Here is a 24,134-nt window from a genome sequence, read left to right as displayed (position 1 = left end):
CGTCAATAATAAGTCACCGCTGCAAGGCATTACTCGAACGCCTTGTATGCAACGAGACAATACTTCCGACAAACATGGGGTGTATTGCAACTCGTATATCCCTGGGGGGACGTTACGCTTGGTTCATATCAGCTTGGCTATCCGTGGATTGCTTGATCAACAGATCGTGTTGCGCACCGGTGGCTTGTATTGGGTCGCGGTCGATCAACAGGCTGATGCAAGGCTGCTGGCCCGACAGTTTCTTGAAGCGATTCCCGAGCATGTACCTGCGACCCTGATTTGCTGTGCGGACGCGGTGCAAAGTATCACCGGCACAATGGCGGCCGATCTGGGCCCCGACAAACTCCGGCAGTTCGAGATCCCCCTCGCCAAAGTCGAGCAAGGGCTCGCCACGCTGACCCGGGATATGGGCCGCATCGGTGTCGCTGCCGGCAGTCAGATTACCTTGCTGCTACCTGCCAGCTGCTGGGCTGAAACCACCACCGCAAAACAGTTGCAACGCTGGTGTCAGCGTCTGCACGAGTGGCTGCAGTTGCGCGATGCAACCTTGCTGGTGATTACCCACGGCGAGGCGCCGCTCCTGCATGCGCAACTGCTGCAACTCAACGAGACATTGTCCGGCCTGGGTCGCCTGTATCGCCATAACGGTGTCATGCGTTACCAACTGCACTTCTGGCACAACCATATGGGGGTAACGGCAGGTCAGGAGTTCAAACTCGCGATCCAGGACAATGCCCTTACCCTGATCCCCGATACCGCAGTCGACGTGCAGCCACGGGTCGGTGACGACCAGCACCTGTACCTGGCCGAACGCGCCGTGCTGGAAGGCACGCCATCACTGTCAAAACACTGGTATCTGTTTGAAAGCCGCGAAGCATTGCTTGCAGAAGCCCGCAACGCCAGACAGGCCACAGTCATTGTCGGGATCGACAACAGCCACCAGCTGCTCGATCTGGCCCAACAACTGCACGACCTGCGGGAACAGTGCGGCCCGACACTGAAGATCGTAGTGCGGGAAATGGAACCCGCCGTGCGCTATCGCGACGAGCGACTGCTGCTGGCCTGCGGGGCCAACCTGATTGTTCCGGACGGCACCCTGCTCTCAAGATTCCTCAGCATGATCGAAAGTGTTCAGGGCCAGCGCTGGCAATACAGCCAGAACAGCGACTTTGCAACGCTGCTGGAACGCCAGCGGCCACCGCAGATTCGCGGTCTGGTAAGCCCGCGGGAATTCTTCGAAACCGTGGAGCAGATTTATAACGACAGTTCCGGTGAAGTCACCCACCAACTGGTCCGGTTTCAACCGGTTCCCGGGCTGGCCGAAGAACTGTTCCTGAACCAGATGTGCCTGCGCCGCTATGGTGACTTTGCCTGCGTACTGGATGAAGACCTGTATCTGTTTCTGTTCGCCTGCCGTGCCGATGGCCTGGACCCGGCCCTGGGAAATATCTGCCGCCTGCCATGGCGTGACATGTTTCTCCAGCGTCAGGTGCTCACCGGCCCCGATGATCTGCCGCAGGACGCTTTTATGCAGGCCGGATCAGTACCTGCCCACCTGAGTATTCCGATTGAAAACACCGTAATGGCGACACCTGCTGCCGGTAGCCGCATGCCGTTAACACCGCAACGCACCACGTTGCCCATTCGTGAGCCACAAGCATGACGTTCCTTGACCTGATTGATGTGATTGTCCTGACCTGCGTGGTAACCGTGCTGCTGACACTGTTCGCACAGCGCATCCGCAGGTACTTGAAGGATCACTTCGAACAGTACCTGTCACCCCGCTATCTGAAATCCCGCGGCGTTCGACGTCGTGCACCTGCCAGCCCTTCTTTGAGAGCGCCCGATGAGTCTGTCTAAGCCTGCCTCCCCGGCGCACAAGATTTCCGGCTCCTGGCGCGGCCTGGGAGCCTGGAATGTGTATTTCCTCGGCAAATTCCTGCTGACCTGGACCGGTCACCTGAACTTCCAGGTATTGCCCAACCTGATCTTCGCCCTGGTGTTGTTGATCCCCATCGGCCATCCAATGCTGCGCCGCGCACGCACCCTGATAGCAATCCCGGTGGCTGTGGCACTGCTGTACCAAGACACCTGGTTCCCGCCGTTCAGCCGTTTGCTGGCGCAACCCGGGGTACTGGACTTCTCTTTCGACTACATCGTTGAATTGCTCGGGCGTTTCATCGACTGGCAAGTGTGTGCCATGTTGCTGTTGCTGGTGGTCGGCTATCTGTTTCTCAGCCAGTGGCTGCGCCTGACCACCTTCACCCTGCTGGGCTTTGCCTGGTTGAGCATGGGCAGCCTGCAATGGCTGCTGCCCCCTGCCGCCGATCAGCAAATGGCCAGCACCCAGCCCGGCCAGACCGCTCAGGCCGGCAGCGGCGGTGAACCGGACGATGCGACGCTCAATGGCTATCTGGACAAATTCTATCTTGCTGAATCAAGCCGCAAGGTCGAGTTCAAGGACCCCGCCGTCAAGCCACCGCCGTTTGACCTGCTGGTGATCAATATCTGCTCCATGGCCTGGGACGACCTGGATGCCGTGGGCTTGCGTGATAACTCGCTGTTCAGCCAGATGGATGTGATTTTCGACAACTTCAACTCGGCTACAGCCTACAGCGGCCCGGCAGCGATCCGCCTGTTACGCGCCAGTTGCGGCCAGACATCCCACGCTCAGCTGTACAAGCCACCGGCCGATCAGTGCCTGCTGTTTGATGACCTGCGCAAGCTGGGTTTCTCGGATGAGTTGATGCTGAACCACACCGGCGAGTTCGACGGCTTTCTCCAGGAAGTCCGTGAACAGGGTGAATTGCCACAGCCGGCGCTGGGGGTTGTTCCGGCTGGCCTGCCACGCACCTATGTCGGCTTCGATGGCTCGCCGATCTGGCGCGACCGCGATGTGCTGAGCAAGTGGTGGCAACACCGCCTGAACGAAAAGCAGCCGAATATGGCACTGTTCTACAACACCACCACCCTGCACGACGGTAACCGTCAGGTGCAGTCCGATGGCGGCACCCAGGCAGCCGACTACAGCAGCCGGGCCCAGCTTTTGCTCGATGATTTGAATTCGTTCCTTAAAGAGCTGCAAAAAAGTGGCCGTCGGGTGGTTGTGGCCATCGTGCCTGAGCACGGTGCAGCCCTGCATGGCGACCGGATGCAGATTGCCGGCATGCGTGAAATCCCCAGTGACTCCATTACCCACGTTCCGGTCGGCATCAAGCTGATCAATATGGGCGACAACGGGCAGACCGCACCGGTGCATATCACCGAGCCAAGCAGCTATTTGGCCGTTGCCGAAATCATTGCCCGCCTGTATGCCGACCCGGCCCTCAGTAATGGCCAGACAGTGGACTGGACAAAACTGCTGACTGACCTGCCGCAGACCGCGAAAGTATCGGAAAACTCCGGGACTGTTGTGCTGGACTACAACGGCAAGCCTTATGTGCGAATCAAGGAGAACGGTGGATGGCTACCTTACCCACAGAAGCTCAAATAAGCGCCGACATCCTTTCGCGCAAAGAGCGCGCCGATGACATCGCCCGCCTCAAATCGATGATCGACTTGCCGTCGCTCAATTATGTCGACGTCTCGGCGCAGATGGAGTTGCTGCAAGCCTTTGAACGGTGGCCGCTGCTGGCCCATGTCGAAGAGCTGCAAAGGGCGAACACCCAGGACTTGCCCGCGGAGCTGAACCCATGATCTGCGTGAGCCTGCATGGCGTGCGTGGCGGGGTGGGCACCAGCTCCACCCTGGCGGCACTGGGTTACGCACTGCACCAGCTGGGACAAAAAGTCCTGATGGTCGACATGTGCCCGGAAAACACCCTCGGCTTGCACTTCAACCTCAAGCTCGGCCCGCCTGAGGGCTGGGCGCGGGCCACCCTGGACCAGCAACCCTGGCACCAGCAGGCATGGACCGTTGAGCCCGGGCTCTGTGTACTGCCCTACGGTCAGTTGAGCACTGACGAATACCTGCAGCTCGATGCCTTGCTGCTGGCCGATCCCGAACTCTGGAAGCAGCGCCAGGCAGAGCTGGCCGAGGCCTTTGACTGGATCTTGTTCGATCTGCCGCAACGCTTGCCGGGACATGCGGCTAACCCGCACTGCGAGATCGCAATCACCGTAATCAATGCCGATGCGGCTTGCCATGTACTGTTGCAGCCACAGCTAAGCCATGGGCCCTTGTTGCTGGTCAATCGCTATGACGCGGCCAGCCAGTTACAACGTGACCTGGTGCTGATCTGGCAATATCGCTATGCCCGCTACCTGCTGCCGGTCAGCCTGCATAGCGATGAAGCCGTGGGCGAAGCCCTGGCCCGGCGCGAACCGGCAGGCCGTTATGCCCCGGGCAGCCTGATCGCCCAAGACATCCTCAGCTTGGCCAGCTGGTGCCTGCTGCGTGGCCGGAGGCTTGAATGACAGAGCGCTGGTTTCCCTATACCTATTTGCGCCGTGAACAAAACTGCAGCCGTTTCACGGCCTTTGTTCTGGCTTCGCTTCAGGCGCTCGGCTGGATTTTCCTGCGCCTCGAATCCCCCAGCTGGAAAGCCCTGCGCGCACAGCACCGACGTCTGTACCCGCATCTGGCGGACAAGTCCGCGAGCATTGGCGACCCGCTGCGCTATGCGATCCAGAGCCTGTGGCTGCTGCTGGTGCGCCCGGCCGAGCAGAACCGGGGCCGCCGCTCGCCAGGCAAGTATGTGCGCTCACTGCTGCAGACCTTGCTGAGGATTGTGCAGCAGCCCTGGAACCTGCTGTCCAATGCCTTTGTGCGGTTGCCTACGGCGATCAGCCCGCAAGTGATTAAAAGCACGCGCCGCTGGAACACCATGGGCTGGCCCCTGCGCAAGGCGCTGTACATCGCCATTGGCGTGCTGGCAGCGGTATTGATCATTATCTGCGTGACCGAACCCTTCGGGTATCTGGCGCAACTGGTGTTCGTTATCTTGCTGTGGGGCATAGCGATGCTGGTGCGGCGTATACCGGGGCGCTTCCCGACGCTGTTGATGATTGCCCTTTCAGTGATCATCTCGTGCCGCTACCTGTGGTGGCGCTACACCTCGACCCTGAACTGGAACGACTCCCTGGATCTGGTATGCGGCCTTATTTTGCTGCTGGCAGAAACCTATTCCTGGCTGGTGCTGATTCTGGGCTACGTTCAGACCTCCTGGCCGCTCAATCGCCAGCCGGCGCAATTGCCACGCGATACCAGCCTGTGGCCGACGGTCGACCTGCTGATACCTACCTACAACGAAGAGCTCTCGGTGACCCGCGGCACGGTGTATGCCGCGCTGGGTATCGACTGGCCCAAGGACAAGTTGCGCATTCACCTGCTCGATGACGGCAACCGTCCAAGCTTCAAACAGTTCGCCGAGGAAGCGGGCATCAACTATATCGCCCGGACCGACAACCGCCACGCCAAGGCCGGCAACCTGAACCATGCCCTGACCCAGATCGACGGTGAGCTGGTAGCGATTTTTGACTGCGACCACATGCCTGCCCGCTCCTTCCTGCAATTGACCGTGGGCTGGTTTCTGCGCGACCCGAAACTGGCACTGGTGCAAACACCGCACCACTTCCTGTCACCGGACCCGTTCGAGCGCAACCTCGGGACTTTCCGCAACCGCCCCAACGAAGGCGAACTGTTTTACGGCTTGATCCAGGACGGTAACGATATGTGGAACGCCGCGTTCTTCTGCGGCTCTTGCGCCATCGTCCGGCGTAGCGCGATCGACTCGATCGGTGGCTTTGCCGTCGAAACCGTCACCGAAGATGCCCACACCGCCCTGCGCCTGCATCGCAACGGCTGGAACTCGGCCTACTTGCGCATCCCCCAGGCTGCAGGCCTGGCCACTGAAAGCCTGTCGGCCCATATCGGCCAGCGGATCCGCTGGGCACGGGGCATGGTGCAGATTTTCCGCACCGACAACCCGCTGCTGGGCAAAGGCCTGACCCTCTTCCAGCGTATTTGCTACACCAACGCCATGATGCACTTTCTGGTGGGGCTGCCGCGGATCGTGTTCCTCACTGCGCCGCTGGCCTTTCTGCTGCTGCACGCCTACATCATTTACGCCCCGGCGCTGATGATTCTGCTCTACGTATTGCCGCACATGATCCATGCCAGCCTGACCAACTCGCGGATGCAAGGCGCCTATCGCCAGACATTCTGGGGCGAGGTGTACGAGACCGTGCTGGCCTGGTACATCGCACGGCCGACCACCGTGGCCTTGTTCAGCCCGTCCCGGGGCAAGTTCAACGTCACCGCCAAGGGCGGCATGATGGAGGAGAACCAGTTCGACTGGCAGACCGCCAAACCTTACCTGGTGCTGTCGCTGCTCAACGTACTCGGCCTCGGCTTTGCGGTATGGCGCCTGTTTTACGGGCCCAAAGACGAGATCTTCACTATTTTCGTCAGCGTGCTGTGGGTGATTTACAACCTGCTGATCATCGGTGCTGCCGTGGCCGTGGCTGCTGAAGTGCGCCAGGTGCGTCACACCCATCGGGTACAGACCCGGTTGCCGGGGGCGATCAGACTCAGCGACGGCCACTGCTACCCCTGTGAACTGGTGGACTACTCCGATGGCGGGGTCGGCCTGCAGCTTATTCAGCCCCTGCAATTGCCGGTCGGCACCCTGGTGTCACTGATTCTGCAGCGCGGCAACCGCGAGTTTGTATTCACCGGCAGCCTGACCCGCTCCCACGACATGTTTATGGGTTTGAGCTTCGCCGGGTTGGCGCCCGAACAGAAAATCGAGTTCGTCCAGTGCACCTTTGGCCGGGCCGATGCCTGGCTCGATCACAACAGCGGATTCGAAGCCGACAAGCCGATCCAGAGCCTGAGAGAAATTCTCGCCCTGGGCGCCAAAGGCTATTACCGCCTTTACCAATACCTGCCTGCCTGGGTGCGCACGCTTGCGCGTCCGTTCATGCGAGTTCTTCAGTGGCTGGGCAGCTTTTTGCCGCGCATGCCCAAAGCGTCCACCCCTCTTATCTCCCGGCCAGTGAGCAGATCATGAGTCGATTTTCCAAAAAAGCTTTTTTCGCCAGCCTTGCGCTAATGACCTTTGCCTCACAGCTGATGTCTGCACCGCTGCCATTGCCGGGCAGCTCGCCTGCGCCGCTGCCCAAGCCGCCCGTGGAGGACTCGCTCCAGCCATTGCCGAGCTGGACGGTGACCCGCACCTTTGAACAGCTGGGGCGTGCCACCGACACCCTGCTGCTGGGGATCAACAACTCGGAGCAAGTGGAGTTCACCCTGCGCCGCGACCGGATTGCCAGCGATGCCCGCCTGCAACTGGAGTACACCCCCTCGCCCTCGCTGATCCCGACCGTCTCCCATATCCGGGTGTACCTCAATGATGTGCTGATGGGGGTGCTACCCATCGACAAGGATCAACTGGGGCGTAAAACCACTCAGCAGATGGCCCTTGATCCGCGCCTGATTTCGGACTTCAACCGGGTTCGCCTGGAGTTTATCGGCCACTACACCGATATCTGCGAAGACCCGGCCAACAGCACCCTGTGGGTCAATATCAGCCGTTCCAGCAGCATCACCCTGCAAGAGCAGGCGCTGAGCCTGACCAACGATCTGGCGTTTTTCCCGCTGCCGTTCTTTGATCCACGCAACAGCGGCAAACTTGAACTGCCGTTTGTATTCGCTGCCAACCCGACCCTGGGCGAACAGAAAGCCGCCGCCATTCTGGCATCGTACTTCGGCAGCCAGTCCAACTGGCGCGGCGCCAGTTTCCCGGTGCTGTATGACGCTTTGCCAAGCGTACAAAACAAGGAAGCCACTCAGCCTTCGGTGGTGTTTGCCACCAATGATCACCGCCCGGCGTTCATGAGCGACCTGGAAAAATTCCCGGCCGTGACCGCGCCTGTGGTCGAGCTGATTGACCACCCGGATGCGCCTTACAGCAAAATCCTGCTGATCATGGGCCGTAACGAAGAAGACCTGGCCACCGCGGCCAAGGCCCTCGCTCTGGGCGGCAACCTGCTGCGCGGCTCTCGCGTGACCATCGACAAGGTCGAAGAACTGCAGCCCCGCAAACCCTACGATGCCCCGGCCTGGATGCGTACCGACCGCCCGGTGCGCTTTGCCGAGCTGATCAGCTACCCGCAGCAGCTGCAAGTCAGCGGATTGCAACCGCGGCCGATCACCCTGGATGTGAACCTGCCACCCGACCTGTTTGTGTGGCGCAACCAGGGCATTCCGTTGCGCACCCAATACCGTTACACCGCACCGTCGGCCAATGATGATTCGCGCCTGAACATCAGCCTCAACGAACAGTTCATCACCAGCCTGCCTTTGGTCCGCAAAGACACCAGCAGCCTTGAAGAACTGCGTCTGGCGGTGCTGTCCAACGACACGGCCAATGCCAATGACAAGCTGGTGGTACCTTCGCTGAAAATTGGCGACCGCAACCGCCTGCGTTTCGACTTCAACTTCGCCAGTACCATGGGCAGCGCCCAGCGTGATCGTTGCCAGACCATACTGCCGGCCAACACCCAGGCCATCATCGATGAAGACTCGACCATCGACCTGTCCGGCTACCACCACTACATCAGCATGCCAGACCTCAAGGCCTTCGCCCGCAGCGGTTTCCCGTTCAGCCGCATGGCCGACATGTCGGAATCGATCGTGGTGGTGCCGGCCAAGACCACTCCTACCCAGATCAGTACCTTGCTTGAAGCCGTGGCCGGGATTTCTGCCCGCTCCGGCTATCCGGCCTTCGGTTTGCGCCTGAGCGATGACTGGCAGACGGCAGCCAAAGAAGACGCTGATCTGCTGTTGCTGGGGCAAATGGCACCGGAGATGCGCGACAATCCGGACCTGAGCCTATTGCTGCAACGCCAGCGCGACATGCTGGTACAGCCTTATGGCAATTCCGCCATCGATGCCAACAATCGCCGCGGCCCGTCGCCTGATCAGCGCAACAAACCGGCCAACCGCACAGAGGTCACGGCCCAGGCACCGATTGCAGCCATTCTGGGCATGCAGTCACCGCACCATGACCAGCGCAGCATCGTTGCACTGCTGGGCAATGACGACGCCGACTACAACCTGCTGCGTGATGCCATCGGCGACAGCGGCAAACTGGATGCCGTGGCAGGCTCTGTTGCGCTGATTCGCAGCAGCGGGGTTTATAGCCAGCTGGTGGGTGACCAGTACTACGTGGGTAACCTGCCGTGGTACCTGCTGCTGTGGTATCAACTGTCCGAGCACCCGGTGTTGCTGGCGGTACTGGCGGTCATCAGCGTTCTGCTGACAGCCTTCCTGCTGTGGCGTGCCCTGAGCTGGGCAGCCAATCGTCGCCTGCACAAGGATGACTGAGACCATGGGACGCCTTGCTGCACTGGCCCTGTCCGTGACCCTCGGCGCCTTGCCCCAGGTGGTGAGCGCTGCTACCTGTAACTGGCCCGCCTGGGACAGTTACAAGAAGGCGATGATGAGCGCCGACGGACGCATTATCGATAGCTCCTCGGCGCAGCTGATCACCACCTCCGAGGGGCAAAGCTACGGGCTGTTTTTTGCCCTGGTGGGTAACGACCGGCAAGGTTTCGCAAAGATTCTCGACTGGACCCGCAACAACCTGGCCCAGGGCAATCTTGATAAGCATCTGCCCGCGTGGCAGTGGGGACAGTCCAAGAGCGGCAAATGGCAAGTGCTGGATAGCAACAACGCCAGCGATTCCGACCTGTGGATTGCCTACAGCTTGCTGGAGGCCGGGCGGCTGTGGCAGTGGCCGGCTTATATCGCGCAAGGGCAAAACATGCTCTGGCGCAGCGCCGCCCAAAGCCTGCGCACGTTGCCCGGGCTGGGCCTGATGCTGCTGCCCGGTGATGTGGGGTTTGACAGCGCTCAAGGCTGGCGCCTGAACCCCAGCTATATGCCGCCCCAACTGCTGGCCCGCTTTGCCCAGATCTCACCGGTCTGGGCCGAGCTGGCAAGCAATCAGCAACGTCTGCTGATCGAAGGTTCGCCCAAGGGTTTTGCCCCTGACTGGCTGCTGTGGCAAGCCGCAGGCGGCTGGGCCCCGGACCCCAAGGATGGCAGCGCGGGGGACTACGATGCGATCCGCGTCTACCTGTGGCTCGGCATGCTGGCCCCGGACGCGGCCAATCGCCAGACCCTGCAACAGCACTTTGCCCCCATGGTCAATCTGACCCGGACCCTGGGTTATCCGCCAGAGAGCGTAGATGCCATAACCGGCACCTACACCGGCACCGGTCCGGTAGGTTTCTCGGGGGCCCTGTTACCGCTGCTCGCCAGCGCCGATTCACCGGCGCTGGCGGTCCAGCAGGCTCGCGTGCAGCAAGACCCGCCCGCGGCCGATGCTTATTACAACCAGTCGTTGCTGTTGTTCGGCCAGGGCTGGGATCAACAACGCTATCGCTTTGACAAGGATGGTCGGCTCAGTCCTGCGTGGGCGAACACATGCAAAAATTAACGACATGGGCGTTATTGCTCAGCGGTTTTTCCACTGCGGCCATGGCCCAGCCAGTCAGCGTGCAGGATCAGCAACAGTGGTTGCTGGAGCAGGTGCGGATCGGTGAAGCCTTGTACCGCGAAGATCTGGTGCGCGACTCATTGGCGCGCCTGAGCCTGATCGCACCGAACAATCCCCAAGCGCTGGTGGCCTCGATCCGCCAGGCCTTGCTGGACAAAAACCCGGGGCTGGCAAACCAGCGCCTTGCACAATTGCAAAGCATCGCGCCCGACTCGCCAGCGCTGCGCCAGGCCCAGAGCCTGATGAAACTGCAAGACCCGCAAAGCCAGAAAGCCCTGCAGCAGGCCCGCCTGTTTGCCGCCGCAGGCCGCCCGGAAGAAGCTGCCACAATTTTCGAGCAACTGTTTGGCAATGCGCCTCCGGATTTCGCCACCTCACTGGAATATCTGCGTATTCGCAGCAATATCCCCGGCCAACGGCCCAGGGTGATCGAACAACTGCGCGCACTGGATAGCCAGTACCCGGGTAACGTGGGGCTGCGCCAAACCCTGGCCGACTTGCTGTTCCGTGAGAATCGGGCACCTGAAGCGCTGGTGGTGCTGCATCAACTGTCAACCGACCCACTGGCCAGCAACGCCGCCGCCGAGCGCGAATATCAGTACCTCAATGGCCAGCCCGTGAATCGCTCTACCGCCCAGGCCTGGCAGGCTTTTGTCAATCGGTACCCGGCCTCCCCGCTGCTTGGCGAAGCCAGCAAAAATCTGCAGACCCAACAGCATTTGCTTGGTGATCCGGCCTGGCAAGCAGGCGCACAGGGCAAGCAGATGATTGATCAGTCCCGTAACCCTGTGGCCGCCGAAGGTCTGCTGCGCCGTGCCATCAAGCAATATCCCGAGGACCCGACGCTCTACGGAGCATTGGGTATGGCCCTGTTTCGCCAGGGCCGCTATCAGGAGTCCAGTGCCAATTTCGCCACCGCGCGGACCAAGGATCAGGACACGTCCAATATCAGCAAATGGCAAGACCTGATGGACGCCAGCCGTTATCGGATGCTGCTCAGTCAAGGCGACAAGGCCCTGGAGCAGAACAACCTGGTCGCTGCCCGCAACGCTTACCAACAAGCGCGCAAAGCCAAACCTGCGGATGCCGACCCGCTGATCGGGCTGGCCAGCGTTGCCCGTGCCGGACACGATGATATCCAAGCTGAAGCCCTGCTGCTGCAGGCCCGTCGCCTGGAACCCGGCAATGGCAGTGCGGTGCGCGGTCTGGTGCGCCTGTATACCGCCCAGTCACCGGACAAGGCCAAGGCCTTCCTCAATAGCCTGCCCCCTGCCAGTCAAAGGGAATTCGCCGGGTTGCGCCAAAGCTTGGAGCTGGACGAGCTCAATCGCCAGGCCGATGCCGCCTCTGAGCGCAAGGACTGGCCCCAAGTGGTGGCGCTGCTGAGCAAAATCCGCAACTTGACCCCCGATGAACCCTGGCTGACTTATCGCCTGGCCAATGCCCAGCGCGAAATCAATCAACCAGGCGCCGCCGACGCCAGTTTCAAACAGCTGATGCAGCGCCAGGGCAAAAATCCGCAGGCGCTTTACGCTTACGCGCTTTACCTGTCGAGCACCGAGCGCGATGCCAGTGCCTTGAGCACGCTGGAACTGTTGCCCAGGGCGCAATGGACTGACGACATGGTTCAGCTCGATGCGCGCTTGCAGCGCAACGTGCTGGTGGCCCGGGCCGACAGTCTGCGCGCAGCCGGCCAGGAGCCCCAGGCGATTGCCCTGCTGATGCAAAACCCCGACAACGACGACCTGATGACCGTTGGCAGATGGGCCCAGGAACGCGGCGACTTTACCCAGGCGCAAAAGCTGTACAGCCAGGTGCTGAAGAATGAACCTGGCGACATCAATGCGCAGTTGGGACAAATCGAGAGCCTGATTGCCAGTAAGCAACTGGCCCCGGCCCGTCAGCAGTTGGCACAGTTCAAGCCGGCTCCGGGCGTGGTCTTGACCCCTGCGCAGCAACGCCGGGTGGCCAACGCCTGGTCCGACGTGGGTGAGCCGGGGAAAGCCCGGGCCATGTACGCCGAGCTGCTGAAGACGCCCCAGGCCGACCCGTTGATGTACCGCGATGCAGCGCGCCTGATCTCCGCGACTGAGCCGCAGCAAGCCCTGGACTATTACGCCAAAAGCATGGCCGGTGCCGGGTTGCTGCCAGCGCAGCAGGCCAGCCCGCGGGACGATCGCGCCATGACCATGGCCAGTCGTGAAAAAGACGATGACCAATGGCTGGCGAGCAGCCTGCGCAGTGACGTGGATGAACTGTACCAGCGACAAAATCCGACGCTGCATCTGTACACTGATTACGGCTGGCGCTCGGACAATGCCTCCCAGGGCACCTCGGATACGGACACCCGGACCACCATCCTGCAACTGGATTTACCGATTGCCGATGGCACCGGCTTTATGCGGGCCGAGCAGATCAACATGGATGCCGGGGCTTTCAAAGCCGACCCGGACGGTCTTGTCCGTGAGAACTATGGCACCTGCGGGGTAGCCGTAAGGCGCAAAGGCACCGACGGACCGGACTTCTCGGGCTGTGAGGACCGCTCGCAATCGGCCAATGGCACCATGCTGGCGGCTGGCTGGAAGAATGAGACATGGAACGTTGATATCGGCCGCACGCCGGATACGTTCAAAGTGCCTAACTGGCTCGGCGGCGTGGCCTACAGCAGCAAGATCGGCTCAGTGGGCTGGACGCTGACCGGATCGCGCCGGCCTTTGAGCAACTCGATCCTGTCGTACTCCGGTGCGACCGACCCCAATACGGGCGTGACCTGGGGGGGTGTGACCTCTAACGGCGTGACCCTGAGCCTGAGCCACGACGAAGGCGGTGTTGACGGCGTGTGGGCCAGTCTTGGGCAGCATTGGCTGGTTGGCAAGAATGTCGAAGACAACCACAAGAACACCGCCATGGCGGGCTATTACTATCGCCTGGTGGAGCGCGCCGATGAACGCATGCGCACCGGTCTGACCGTGATGTACTGGAGCTACGACAAAGACCTGAGCGAATACACCCTGGGCCAGGGCGGGTATTACAGTCCCCAGCAATACTTCTCCATCGGCGTACCGCTCAACTACGCCTTTCGTACGCCTAACTGGTCTGTATCCCTGGAAAGCTCGGTGGGCTGGTCGTACGCCCAAACCAAGTCCAACGACCTCTACCCTCTGAGCGGGCTGAACGACAAGCTTCTGCACGCAGTGGATCAGGCCGGCTACGAGCTATCGGAAGGGTTGGGAGAGACGTCGGGAGGCAACAGCAATGGCATCGGCATTCGCCTGCAGGGCCTGGTAGAACGCCGGCTGACGGACAATCTGGTGCTGGGCGGTGGCTTGCTCTATCAACACAGTGAAGGCTACGCCCCAAGCCGGGCGATGCTCTACCTGCGGTATACGTTTGACACCTGGCAGGGCAACTTGCCGATGCCGGTGCAACCGTTGATACCGTATGCGGACTTCAGATAGCTGATGCGCATGCTCTTTTTTGTTGTGGGAGCTGGCTTGCCGGCGATGCGGATAACGCGGTTCATCATGTAAACCGCGTCGCCGCCATCGCGAGCAAGCTCGCTCCTACAGGTACAGGCCGGTGTTGAGCATGCTGTTTTTGGTGTGGGAGCCGGCTTGCCGGCGATGCGGGTAACGCGGTTCTTCAGGTAAACCGCGTCACCGCCATCGCGAGCAAGCTCGCTCCTACAGGTATAGGCCGGGGTTGGGCATGCTGTTTTTGGTGTGAGAGCCGGCTTGCCGGCGATACGGATAACGCGGTTTATCAGGTAAACCGCGTCGCCGCCATCGCGAGCAAGCTCGCTCCTACAGGTACAGGCCGGAGTTGGGTATGCTGTTTTTTGTTGTGGGAGCCGGCTTGCCGGCGATGCGGGTAACGCGGTTCGTCAGGTAAACCGCGTCGCGGCCATCGCGAGCAAGCTCGCTCCTACAGACCGCGGTTGGGCATGCTGTTTTTTGTTGTGGGAGCCGGCTTGCCGGCGATGCGGGTAACGCGGTTCATCATGTAAACCGCATCGCCGCCATCGCGAGCAAGCTCGCTCCTACAGGTACAGGCCGGGGTTGGGCATGCTGTTTTTGTTGTGGGAGCCGGCTTGCCGGCGATGCGGGTAACGCGGTTCTTCATGTAAACCGCGTCACCGCCATCGCGAGCAAGCTCGCTCCTACAGGTATAGGCCGGGGTTGAGCATGCTGTTTTTGGTGTGGGAGCCGGCTTGCCGGCGATGCGGGTAACGCGGTTTTTCAGGTAAACCGCGTCGCCGCCATCGCGAGCAAGCTCGCTCCTACAGGCCGGTGTGGGAGCCGGCTCTTAACCTTTGGCCGGGGTACGCATGGTCACGAACTCTTCGGCTGCGGTCGGGTGCACGCCGATGGTTTCGTCGAAATGCTGCTTGGTGGCACCGGCCTTCAAGGCAATTGCCAGGCCCTGGACGATCTCCCCCGCCTCTGGCCCGACCATGTGGCAGCCCAGCACTTTATCGGTGTCGGCATCAACCACCAGCTTCATCAGTGTGCGTTCCTGGCACTCTGTGAGGGTCAGTTTCATCGGCCGGAAGCTGCTCTCGAAAATCCGCACCTGGTGCCCGTCTTCAATCGCCTGCTCTTCGCTCAAGCCCACGGTGCCGATATTCGGCAAGCTGAACACCGCAGTCGGGATCATCTTGTAGTCCACTGGGCGGTACTGCTCAGGCTTGAACAGACGCCGTGCCACGGCCATGCCTTCGGCCAGTGCAACCGGCGTCAACTGTACCCGGCCAATCACGTCGCCAATCGCCAGAATCGACGGCTCGGCGCTTTGGTACAGCTCGTCCACTTCAACAAAACCGCGCTCGTCGAGTTTGACCCCGGTGTTCTCCAGCCCCAGGTTATCGAGCATCGGACGACGTCCGGTGGCATAGAACACGCAATCGGCAACCAGCTCGCGGCCATCTTTGAGGGTAGCTTTGAGGCTGCCATCCGCCTGCTTGTCGATACGGGCAATATCGGCGTTGAATTGCACGTCCATCCCGCGCTTGATCAACTCTTGGTGCAGATGCTTGCGCACCGCTCCGTCGAAACCGCGCAAGAACATCTCGCCGCGATACAGCAACGAAGTCGTGGCGCCCAGCCCGTGGAAAATCCCGGCAAACTCCACCGCAATGTAACCACCGCCCACGACCAGTACACGCTTTGGCAACTCTTTAAGAAAGAACGCTTCGTTGGAGCTGATCGCGTGTTCGTGACCCGGGATTTCAGGGATCTGCGGCCAGCCACCGGTAGCAATCAGTATGTTCTTGGCGGTGTGGCGCTGACCGTTGACCTCCACTTCGTTGGGACCGGTCAGTCTGGCGTGGCCTTCGAGCAGGGTCACGCCACTGTTGACCAGCAGGTTACGATAGATACCATTGAGACGATGAATCTCGCGGTCCTTGTTGGCGATCAGGGTTGGCCAGTCAAACTTCGCCTCGCCCAGGCTCCAGCCAAACCCCGAAGCCTGTTCGAAATCCTCGGAAAAATGTGCGCCGTAGACCAGCAGCTTTTTGGGTACACACCCGACGTTGACGCACGTACCGCCCAAATAGCGGCTTTCCGCTACCGCGACTTTGGCACCGAAACCTGCAGCAAAACGGGCCGCGCGCACACCGCCGGATCCCGCACCAATTACAAACAAATCAAATTCGTAGGCCATTTCTATCTCCTGGGCAGCTCATCAGCATAATCACTTCAGCGCGATTGACCAGCACCGGTGCTGACGAATGTAAAAAAACGAAAAAACCACCCGCAGGTGGCTTTCTCTTGAAACGTTACAGACGGGCTCTGTTAGTAAGCTTTGCCCGTTTTGTAGAAGTTCTCGAAGCAGAAGTTGGTGGCTTCGATGTAGCCTTCAGCACCACCGCAGTCGAAACGCTTGCCTTTGAATTTGTAGGCAATTACGCAACCGTTTTGCGCCTGTTTCATCAAGGCGTCGGTGATCTGGATCTCGCCACCTTTACCCGGCTCGGTCTGTTTGATCAGCTCGAAAATATCCGGAGTCAGGATGTAGCGACCGATAATGGCCAGGTTCGAAGGAGCATCTTCGGGCGCCGGTTTTTCAACCATGTTGCGCACGCGGTACAGGTCGTCGCCAATCAGGTCGCCAGCGATAACGCCGTACTTGTTGGTTTCCTGGGGATCAACTTCCTGGATCGCAATGATGGTGCAGCGATACTGGTTGTACAGCTTGACCATTTGCGTCAGAACACCGTCGCCTTCCAGGTTGACGCACAGGTCGTCCGCCAGTACTACGGCAAAGGGTTCGTCGCCGATCAGCGGGCGGCCGGTCAGAATCGCGTGACCCAGGCCTTTCATTTCGGTTTGACGGGTGTAAGAGAAAGAACATTCGCTCAGCAGGCGACGGATACCGACCAGGTACTTTTCTTTATCTGTGCCCTTGATCTGGTTTTCCAGCTCGTAGCTGATATCGAAGTGGTCTTCCAGTGCGCGCTTGCCACGTCCGGTCACGATGGAGATTTCGTTCAGGCCAGCGTCCAGTGCTTCTTCAACCCCGTACTGGATCAGTGGCTTGTTCACCACCGGCAGCATTTCTTTAGGCATGGCTTTGGTCGCTGGCAAAAAGCGAGTGCCGTAACCGGCTGCTGGGAACAAGCATTTCTTGATCATATGAGTCCTTAAAAGGGCTGTACGTTCGAATTTTGGCGCAGTCTAATCAGGCGGCTTCGAGCTTACAATGCCTCCCGATAGCAAACTGATGCCAACATAGAGAAAATTTGCGCCAGTTAGTTCACTTATTGCCTGTTTTTCTAATCGCCACTGCTCCACATGACCTGTGGACCAGCCCGTACGGGCTCTGAAGCAGTGTGGGCAAACTGGCATTACTCGAGCTTTAAGCCCTGAATAAGCGCTATTATTACGCCCATTCCCCCGCCAACAAGGCCACTGCACCATGTCCGCCACAACAAACAGCATCAACGGTTACCTGATAAAAAATCTCAGCCCGAATCAATGGTGGATTACCGACTCGGCTGACGAGCAAGTCGCCGGTCCTTTTGAGTCGGAACAGGCCGCAGTAGAGGTTGCCTCTGTACTCCAGGATCAGCCAGCACCCGCAGCCCGTCGACGCAACAATAAATCCTGACCCCTAACTCTCGAAGACTGACCCTGATGAATAAGCCCCTGACGCTTCTTGCACTATTGGTTCTTGGCGGCTGTGCCACTGCATCCAGCACCTATCTGGTGGATGGCAAGCAAGGACTGAGCATAGACTGTTCTGGCGAGGCCATGTCCTGGGCCAAGTGCTACGAAAAGGCTGACGCCTCCTGTGCCGGGACCGGCTACAGCATTGTGGGAACTGACGGCTCACCGGTGGCGGACAATAGTCAGAAAACCTTGGGAGTAGATGTGGGCAATTTCAACAGCAGAAATATTGTGGTGGTGTGCAAGTAGTTTGCTCAGGACAGACCTTGGAGATACCACTGCCCACAGCAATAACCTACCGCTAACGCCAAGCCCCGGCTTGCTGTCTGAACGCCCTCTGCACTTGCACCGGGTTTAATCCCGGGCACAAAAAAACCTGACACCGCAAGCAGCAGCCGTCAGGTTTTACAGAGGGGACAGTGGGCCCGGATTGCCAGCGATCAACCAGAAATACAATGGGTTGCGGCTTTGCGGATATCTCCCGGACGCACCGGCACGTTGGACATGCTTTCATAGACCTTGATGCTGCTGCCGCCGGAACGCTCTTCAATATCAATCACGGCTGTAGGATTCGACGTCAGCTTTTGCGGGACGATGATTCGTAAACCTTCTTTATGCGGCTCAATTTGTGGCGCCCTTCGAGTACTGGACAGTTGTTGTACCAGGCACTGAGCGTACGCATCAGGCTTCTTGCCTGATATCACACTCATGGTGGGCAGCGTCTGTTCTATATCCGTGACTGATGCACAGCCACCCAAAACCAGCATTGCCAACAGAACGCCCCGCTTCATACATTTCCTCCGTTAAAGATCCTACGACAGTGGATCTCCAGGTTTTCTCCCCGGCCACAGGGAATAAATATTCAATTGTGGCGAATTATCCGCGTTTTGCGTCAGACTTGTCTGCATCGAGGCATAATATGCGGCTTTAGTCTCCTTTTTGGACTAAAGCACATGCTATCTTGCTGATTTTTCAGCTAAAGCCCTCCCCTTGGAGCCCCCATGAAATTTATTCACCAGCGCGAGCACCTTAACGAAGACGACATTGTCGTCATCGAGTGCTCTCAACCCTGCAATATTCGCCTGATGAGCGACGCACATTTTCGCAGCTTCAAAAATGGTGGCCGTCACTCCTACCACGGCGGCGCATTCAAGGATTTCCCGGCCAGAATCACGGCACCCAGCACCGGCTTCTGGAACATCACCATTGATACCGTTACCAGCCGGGCGATTAGCGTGACCCGCAAGCCAAGCTTCCAGCCTACGATCAAGATCGTGCGTCGCTCCAGCTCCAAACTCCGCTAAGCCTGACATCCCCGGCCTTCAAAGACAGGAAATATTGTGGACACTACGCGTAACACCACTAAATACGTGATCAAGTACAAACTCAACGGCGAGCGTCGTTTCGAGTTTGCACAGCTACCCACCGGCTCCGATGAAGAAGCCCGCGCAGCGCTTGAAATCATTCACGCCGGCTCGGACGACAAGATCACTGATGTCAAAGCGAGCAAGCCGCTTTAACCAATGACTCTCGACCTGTTTGCTGACGAGGACCTGCAGCAACCCGCCCGACTGCAAAGCATCAGCGAGCAGGGGTTTGTGCTTCACGGGTTTGCCTTGCCGTGGGCCGAGGCACTCTTGCAGGCTCTGGCCGGCGTCTTGATCCAGTCACCTTTTCGGCACATGCAGACGCCCGGCGGTTTCACCATGTCGGCGCGCTTGAGCAGCTGTGGCGAATTGGGCTGGACCAGTGATTGCAATGGCTACAGTTACAGCCCGGTCGACCCGTTGCGCAAGCAGCCCTGGCCTGCCATGCCCGACACCTTCCTCGCGCTGGCCGAAGCGGCCGCAGGCGCAGCAGGCTTTGAACATTTCGTCCCCGATGCCTGCCTGATCAATTGCTACGTCCCCGGGGCAAAAATGTCTCTGCATCAGGACAAAAACGAACGCTCCCTTGAAGCGCCCATTGTCTCGATCTCTTTGGGGTTGCCGGCTGTTTTTCAGTTTGGCGGCTTTGAGCGCAGCGACCCGGCACAACGCATTTCCTTATTTCATGGTGACATCGTTGTCTGGGGTGGCGTTGACCGCCTGCGCTACCACGGTGTGCTGCCAATCCAGCCGGGGCAGCACCCGGTATTGGGAGAACAACGCATAAATATCACTCTGCGCAAGGCAGGCTGAGTCACGGGGCACTGCGCCAGACAGCAAAACGCTATGTATTTTTTTATATACCGTTTATCTTCCTAGCGCCCGATACAACTCAATAAAGATGGGCCGCCCTCGCCTCTAACGGAGTTTCGTCATGAATGTACGCGTTCGATCCTTTACCCCCGGCGCACTTGCTGCACTGATCGGGTGTCTCGCTGTCACCGGCGCCCAGGCCGATGAAGTGCAGGTGGCGGTGGCAGCCAACTTCACCGCACCGATTCAGGCTATTGCCAGCGATTTTGAAAAAGACACCGGGCACAAGTTGATTGCCGCGTATGGCGCCACCGGACAGTTCTATACCCAGATTAAAAACGGTGCTCCGTTCGAAGTTTTTCTGGCGGCCGATGACAGCACCCCCGAGAAACTCGAAAAAGAAGGCGACATAGTTCCTGGCTCCCGTTTCACCTATGCCATTGGCACTCTGGCCTTGTGGTCTGCCAAGGACGGCTATGTCGATGATGCCGGCAAGGTGCTGGAAAAAAACCAGTTCAAGCATTTGTCCATTGCCAACCCGAAAGCGGCACCTTACGGCCTGGCAGCAACACAAGTGCTGGCTAAACTGGGCCTGACCGACAAGGTCAAGGACAAGATTGTTGAAGGCCAGAACATCACCCAGGCTTATCAGTTCGTGTCCACAGGTAATGCCGAGCTGGGTTTTGTCGCCCTGTCGCAAATCTTTAAAGACGGCAAAGTCAGTCATGGCTCTGCGTGGATCATCCCCGAGACCATGCATGATCCGATCAAGCAAGACGCAGTGATTCTCAAGAAAGGCGAGAACAACCCCGCCGCCAAGGCCCTGACCGAGTACCTGAAAGGACCGAAAGCCGAGGCCATTATCAAATCCTACGGTTATCAACTGTAAATGACGCTCTCGAGTGCTGACTTCGCCGCAATCTGGCTGACCCTGAAACTGGCGTCACTGACCACGGTCATTTTGCTTCTGATCGGCACTCCCATTGCACTGTGGCTGGCCCATACCCGGTCACGGTTACGGGGACCGATCGGGGCAATTGTCGCCCTGCCTCTGGTGTTGCCACCCACCGTGATCGGTTTCTATCTGCTACTGGCGATGGGGCCCCATGGTTATGTGGGCCAGTTCACCCAGGCCATCGGCCTTGGCACCCTGACCTTCAGCTTCGCAGGCCTGGTGATAGGCTCGGTCATCTACTCCATGCCCTTTGTCGTACAGCCTTTGCAGAACGCATTTACGGCCATTGGCCCCAGGCCACTGGAGGTGGCTGCCACCTTGCGCGCCAATCCGTGGGATACCTTCTTTAGCGTGGTCCTGCCCCTGGCGCGACCTGGTTTTATCACTGCTGCAATTTTGGGCTTTGCCCACACCGTGGGTGAATTTGGCGTGGTCTTGATGATTGGCGGCAACATTCCCGAGAAAACCCGGGTGGTTTCAGTACAGATCTACGATCACGTCGAAGCCCTGGAGTATGCACAGGCACACTGGCTGGCTGGCGCAATGCTGGTGTTTTCGTTTTTGGTGTTACTGGCGCTGTACTCGAGCCGCAAATCTCAAGCAAGCTGGAGTTGAGCATGACCTCGCAGATAAATGTCCGGCTGCAACTCAGTTACCCGGGATTTGACCTGGACCTGGACCTGCAACTGCCCGGCAAGGGGGTGACGGCACTCTATGGCCATTCCGGCTCGGGGAAAACTACCTGCTTGCGCTGCATAGCCGGACTTGAACGTGCCGGCCAGGCCTTTGTGCAAATCAATGATGAAGTCTGGCAGGACACCCAGAGCAATCTGTTCGTACCGGTACATAAACGCGCACTGGGTTACATCTTTCAGGAAGCCAGCCTGTTCCCGCACCTGTCGGTGCTGGCCAATCTGGAGTTCGGACTGCGGCGCATTGCGCGCAATGAGCGGCGGGTGGACCTGGCCCATGCCACCGAATTGCTGGGCATTACCCACCTGCTGCAGCGCACGCCCAATAATTTGTCCGGCGGCGAACGCCAGCGGGTCGGTATCGCCCGGGCGCTACTGACAAGCCCGAAGCTATTGCTGATGGACGAGCCGCTGGCGGCTCTGGACAGCCAGCGCAAGCGTGAAATCCTGCCCTATCTGCAACGTCTGCACGCCGAGCTGGATATTCCGGTGCTCTACGTGAGTCACTCCCAGGACGAAGTTGCACGTCTGGCTGACCATATGGTGTTGCTCAGTGAAGGCAAGGCGCTTGCCAGTGGTCCGATCGGTGAAACCCTGGCCAGGCTTGATCTACCCCTTGCTCGGGATGACGACGCCGGGGTGGTGATCGAAGGCAGGGTCGCTGCTTATGATGCGCACTACAACCTGCTGACCCTGCAACTGCCAGGCAGCACGCAACACCTGAGAGTTGCCCATGGGCCGCTGGCAGTCGGCCAGACGTTGCGGCTCAAGGTACAGGCCCGCGACATCAGCCTGAGCCTGGATCCCAGTGAGCACAGCAGCATTCTCAACAGCCTGCAGGCCACCGTCATCAGCGAAACCGGGGCTGATAATCAGGCCCATGTTCTGGTGCGGCTGGATGTGGATGGCTGTGCAATGCTGGCCCGTATCACCCGCTACTCCCGTGACCAGTTAAACCTGCATCCGGGGCAAAACCTCTGGATACAGGTTAAATCGGTAGCGGTATTAGTCTGAGTGATTGCCCTGCCAAGGTTCACGGCGGCGTTGCATGAGGTATCGCGCCGTTGCAATGGTCAGCCCCAGTAACAGCCCCACTGCCAGACCCAGTCCGATGATCAAGGCCTTTTTCGGCTTGATCGGATCAATCGGGGCTTGCGCCAGGCGGTCAATACTGACCAGCCCAAGTTGGCTCATATCGGTTTTCAAATTGCCCAGACGTGCCACTTCTGCGCGCAACGGATCGATGTTTTTCAGGAACAGGTCTTCGTTGGTACGCCTGCCGAGCATTTCGACCTGACGGTTGGTCTCAAGCAGCTGCAGTTCCTTGCCGATCTCCGAAACTCTTTTGTCCGTAAAATCATCAGAGGTGCGCTTGAGCAAGGCTGCGCGCTCTGCTTGCAGCGCCTGAGTACCCATGAAGTACAGCGGCGTAGCCTGTGAAGTGATTTCAGTGCGCATGAGATTGGAGGACCCGCCTTGAGCCACATCACCCATCGACGAGGGAGTGGTCGGACGGCTGATACCCAATGAGGTGGCGATGGCAATGGCTTCGTTCAACTGCGCAATGCGTGAATCGCGTTCGGCTCTGAGCTGCAAGCGCAAGGCCTTTAATTCGTCCTTGAGTTTTGCCGACTTGACCTTGTCTGACTCGGTCAGCGCAGCAATCTCACCCTCTTTATCGGACTGGTAGGCTGAACGTGCAGCATTGATCTTTCCGTCCAGCTCCCTGAGCCGGTTATTGATGATGACTTTCAGGTCGGCACTGATTTGCTCACGCTGGCTATTGATAGCGTATTCAACAAAACCGTTGAGGATCTCAACGCCATTGAGCGTATCCGGATAGGTAATTTCCAGTTTGATATACGGGCTCAATGAAGCCGCTTGCTTCGGATCGGGCTGGATCAGAGTGATCGCATCACGATTGAAAATCTCAAAACTTTGCTCAAGCGTACGGCCTTTGCGTGCCAGCGGCTTGAACAACTCTTCATGGGAGCGGAAGTAACTGTAGCGAGTGTCGTAGGACTCCAGTGCCGAACCGATCTTGAGCAACGCGTCTCGAGGGGGAAGCGTGTAGACATCCGAACGGTTAAGCGCATCAAGCTCGTTGATGGCCGCAGGACGCAACAGGGAACTGGCCTGATAGACAGGCTGCGCCAACAGGACGTAGCCCAGGGCAATACAACCGGCAGCGCCCATGGCTCCCGCGATCAACTTTTTTTGCTGCCAGAACGAATGAAACAGGTCCAACAGATCGATCTCTGCGCTTGAGTTGCCTGTTCGCTGCTGCTCGGTTTTTTTCAAAGTATACGCCCTGTGAACTGAACTCCTTGGCGAGTTCACCTCTTGACAATTAACGCTTAACTGCGCCTTAAAAATAAGCGTAGTGTCTGACAGCCTATTAAGAGAAAAGATCCCTCTGCTTTAGAATCAACTACATACCAGAATGAAATCAAGGTTTATCTAGAGACTGGCTGTCGTTTTTTTCGATTAAATTACTTACTTCACACTTCCAATAATGTGCTACTGCTAATTTTCAGATTTCTCCTACGACGAAATATCATACTGATCCTGGCCAACTGCTTTTCTACCCGCTATCGCAGCAGTCCCACTGCTGACGCACCTGCGCCCACC

21 protein-coding genes are annotated in these 24,134 nt (G+C 58.8%); 17 read left to right on the top strand and 4 right to left on the bottom strand.

Going from position 1 to position 24,134, the window contains the following annotated elements; translation table 11 throughout:
• The first annotated feature begins 118 nt into the window (after positions 1-118).
• Genes bcsE through bcsC form a run of 9 tightly spaced genes read left to right on the top strand, consistent with a single transcriptional unit; the run spans position 119 to position 13,965 of the window.
• Entirely contained in the window at positions 119-1,663 is a 1,545-nt protein-coding gene (gene bcsE, locus WG29040_RS00610) for a cellulose biosynthesis protein BcsE (protein ID WP_003445676.1), read from the top strand.
• A complete protein-coding gene (bcsF, locus tag WG29040_RS00605) occupies positions 1,660-1,860 on the top strand; it encodes a cellulose biosynthesis protein BcsF (RefSeq protein WP_003445678.1) in 201 nt (66 codons plus the stop codon). Before bcsE ends, bcsF begins: the two co-directional genes overlap by 4 nt.
• Positions 1,847-3,493, top strand: coding sequence for a cellulose biosynthesis protein BcsG (gene bcsG / locus WG29040_RS00600; protein WP_003445680.1), 1,647 nt, complete (start codon positions 1,847-1,849; stop codon positions 3,491-3,493). Before bcsF ends, bcsG begins: the two co-directional genes overlap by 14 nt.
• Entirely contained in the window at positions 3,463-3,696 is a 234-nt protein-coding gene (gene bcsR, locus WG29040_RS00595; RefSeq protein WP_127195367.1) for a cellulose biosynthesis protein BcsR, read from the top strand. The genes bcsG and bcsR overlap by 31 nt, the downstream gene beginning before the upstream one ends.
• On the top strand, positions 3,693-4,415 hold the full coding sequence (gene bcsQ / locus WG29040_RS00590; protein ID WP_003445686.1) for a cellulose biosynthesis protein BcsQ: 723 nt from the start codon (positions 3,693-3,695) through the stop codon (positions 4,413-4,415). Before bcsR ends, bcsQ begins: the two co-directional genes overlap by 4 nt.
• Entirely contained in the window at positions 4,412-7,012 is a 2,601-nt protein-coding gene (bcsA, locus tag WG29040_RS00585; protein ID WP_127195366.1) for a UDP-forming cellulose synthase catalytic subunit, read from the top strand. The genes bcsQ and bcsA overlap by 4 nt, the downstream gene beginning before the upstream one ends.
• Positions 7,009-9,330 carry a cellulose biosynthesis cyclic di-GMP-binding regulatory protein BcsB gene (gene bcsB / locus WG29040_RS00580; protein ID WP_127195365.1) on the top strand — a complete coding sequence of 774 codons (2,322 nt, stop codon included), beginning with the start codon at positions 7,009-7,011 and terminating at the stop codon, positions 9,328-9,330. Before bcsA ends, bcsB begins: the two co-directional genes overlap by 4 nt.
• A gap of 4 nt (positions 9,331-9,334) precedes the next feature.
• Positions 9,335-10,447: a cellulose synthase complex periplasmic endoglucanase BcsZ gene (bcsZ, locus tag WG29040_RS00575; protein ID WP_003445702.1), complete on the top strand. Its 1,113-nt coding sequence runs from the start codon at positions 9,335-9,337 to the stop codon at positions 10,445-10,447.
• Positions 10,435-13,965, top strand: coding sequence for a cellulose synthase complex outer membrane protein BcsC (bcsC, locus tag WG29040_RS00570; RefSeq protein ID WP_127195364.1), 3,531 nt, complete (start codon positions 10,435-10,437; stop codon positions 13,963-13,965). The genes bcsZ and bcsC overlap by 13 nt, the downstream gene beginning before the upstream one ends.
• A gap of 847 nt (positions 13,966-14,812) precedes the next feature.
• Here bcsC and gorA read toward each other — a convergent pair.
• Positions 14,813-16,171, bottom strand: a complete 1,359-nt coding sequence (gorA, locus tag WG29040_RS00565; protein ID WP_003445707.1) for a glutathione-disulfide reductase — start codon at positions 16,169-16,171, stop codon at positions 14,813-14,815.
• A gap of 131 nt (positions 16,172-16,302) precedes the next feature.
• On the bottom strand, positions 16,303-17,142 hold the full coding sequence (gene galU / locus WG29040_RS00560) for a UTP--glucose-1-phosphate uridylyltransferase GalU (protein WP_003445709.1): 840 nt from the start codon (positions 17,140-17,142) through the stop codon (positions 16,303-16,305).
• Positions 17,143-17,425: 283 nt separating this feature from the next.
• Between galU and WG29040_RS00555 the strand changes: the two genes are divergently transcribed.
• Both WG29040_RS00555 and WG29040_RS00550 read left to right on the top strand, forming a co-directional pair.
• Entirely contained in the window at positions 17,426-17,617 is a 192-nt protein-coding gene (locus WG29040_RS00555) for a hypothetical protein (RefSeq protein ID WP_127195363.1), read from the top strand.
• 26 nt (positions 17,618-17,643) lie between these two features.
• Positions 17,644-17,925 carry a hypothetical protein gene (locus WG29040_RS00550; protein WP_003445711.1) on the top strand — a complete coding sequence of 94 codons (282 nt, stop codon included), beginning with the start codon at positions 17,644-17,646 and terminating at the stop codon, positions 17,923-17,925.
• A gap of 191 nt (positions 17,926-18,116) precedes the next feature.
• Here the strand turns inward: WG29040_RS00550 and WG29040_RS00545 are convergent, their stop codons facing one another.
• The gene (locus tag WG29040_RS00545; protein ID WP_003445727.1) at positions 18,117-18,467 is read right to left on the bottom strand and encodes a hypothetical protein; all 351 of its coding nucleotides are present in this window, start codon (positions 18,465-18,467) and stop codon (positions 18,117-18,119) included.
• 210 nt (positions 18,468-18,677) lie between these two features.
• Between WG29040_RS00545 and WG29040_RS00540 the strand changes: the two genes are divergently transcribed.
• The 6 genes from WG29040_RS00540 (at position 18,678) to modC (ending at position 22,517) form a co-directional block, all read left to right on the top strand.
• The gene (locus WG29040_RS00540; protein WP_003445729.1) at positions 18,678-18,980 is read left to right on the top strand and encodes a DUF1883 domain-containing protein; all 303 of its coding nucleotides are present in this window, start codon (positions 18,678-18,680) and stop codon (positions 18,978-18,980) included.
• 36 nt (positions 18,981-19,016) lie between these two features.
• Positions 19,017-19,196 (top strand): hypothetical protein, encoded by a 180-nt coding sequence (locus WG29040_RS00535; protein ID WP_003445731.1) that lies wholly within the window; start codon positions 19,017-19,019, stop codon positions 19,194-19,196.
• Positions 19,197-19,199: 3 nt separating this feature from the next.
• Positions 19,200-19,856, top strand: coding sequence for a DNA oxidative demethylase AlkB (gene alkB, locus WG29040_RS00530; protein WP_127195362.1), 657 nt, complete (start codon positions 19,200-19,202; stop codon positions 19,854-19,856).
• 121 nt (positions 19,857-19,977) lie between these two features.
• Entirely contained in the window at positions 19,978-20,745 is a 768-nt protein-coding gene (gene modA, locus WG29040_RS00525; protein WP_127195361.1) for a molybdate ABC transporter substrate-binding protein, read from the top strand.
• Positions 20,746-21,426 (top strand): molybdate ABC transporter permease subunit, encoded by a 681-nt coding sequence (gene modB / locus WG29040_RS00520; RefSeq protein WP_003445736.1) that lies wholly within the window; start codon positions 20,746-20,748, stop codon positions 21,424-21,426.
• Between the two features lie 2 nt (positions 21,427-21,428).
• The gene (modC, locus tag WG29040_RS00515; RefSeq protein ID WP_127195360.1) at positions 21,429-22,517 is read left to right on the top strand and encodes a molybdenum ABC transporter ATP-binding protein; all 1,089 of its coding nucleotides are present in this window, start codon (positions 21,429-21,431) and stop codon (positions 22,515-22,517) included.
• Here the strand turns inward: modC and WG29040_RS00510 are convergent.
• Entirely contained in the window at positions 22,509-23,804 is a 1,296-nt protein-coding gene (locus WG29040_RS00510; RefSeq protein ID WP_003445751.1) for a Wzz/FepE/Etk N-terminal domain-containing protein, read from the bottom strand. The two genes, modC and WG29040_RS00510, sit on opposite strands and share 9 nt — an antisense overlap.
• Positions 23,805-24,134 lie beyond the last annotated feature (330 nt).

Origin of the sequence: Pseudomonas sp. PAMC 29040, assembly GCF_003994535.1 — a bacterium.
GTDB lineage: Bacteria > Pseudomonadota > Gammaproteobacteria > Pseudomonadales > Pseudomonadaceae > Aquipseudomonas > Aquipseudomonas paraversuta.
The sequence above is the reverse complement of the archived record's forward strand: the minus strand, read 5'-3'. Positions and strand labels throughout refer to the sequence as shown.